The sequence below is a fragment of the Mesorhizobium sp. M8A.F.Ca.ET.208.01.1.1 genome (assembly GCF_004791315.1).
Classification (GTDB): domain Bacteria; phylum Pseudomonadota; class Alphaproteobacteria; order Rhizobiales; family Rhizobiaceae; genus Mesorhizobium.
This window is the reverse complement of record NZ_SRUT01000113.1, coordinates 1-371: the sequence shown is the minus strand read 5'-3', so window position 1 is coordinate 371 and position 371 is coordinate 1. Positions and strand designations below refer to the sequence as shown.

Sequence of the window (371 nt, the reverse complement as noted above, 5' to 3'; positions counted from 1 at the left end):
GTCGCTTCGTCGCGGGAATTCGCGGCTCCTGCCTGGAGCCGCACCGTCTGGCAGGCGCCATCGCGTTCGATGGCGGCGGCGCGGCACGGCTGGAAGACTTCCGCGCCGGCCGATCGGGCCGCATCCAACAGCAGGGAGTCCAACACGTCGCGGCCGAGCGCCCGGCCAAAGCCGTTTCCTGCCATGGACCCGGACTTCGGCATCGGCGCCTCGACGCTGGTGTCGCCGGAAAAGAGGCCGACCCGGCGAATTTCGGGGCCCGCCTCGGCCCGCCACGCATCGCCGATCTCCAGCCGCTCGAGGAGCGCGAGATTGCTTGCCGAGATATATTCGCCGCAGACCTTGCGACGCGGAAAAACGCTCCTTTCCAC

At 69.0% G+C, this 371-nt stretch carries 1 pseudogene; it reads right to left on the bottom strand.

The annotated features are described in order from the left end of the window. Positions 1-371, bottom strand: a pseudogene (locus tag EN851_RS34520) (monooxygenase); the annotation flags it as partial.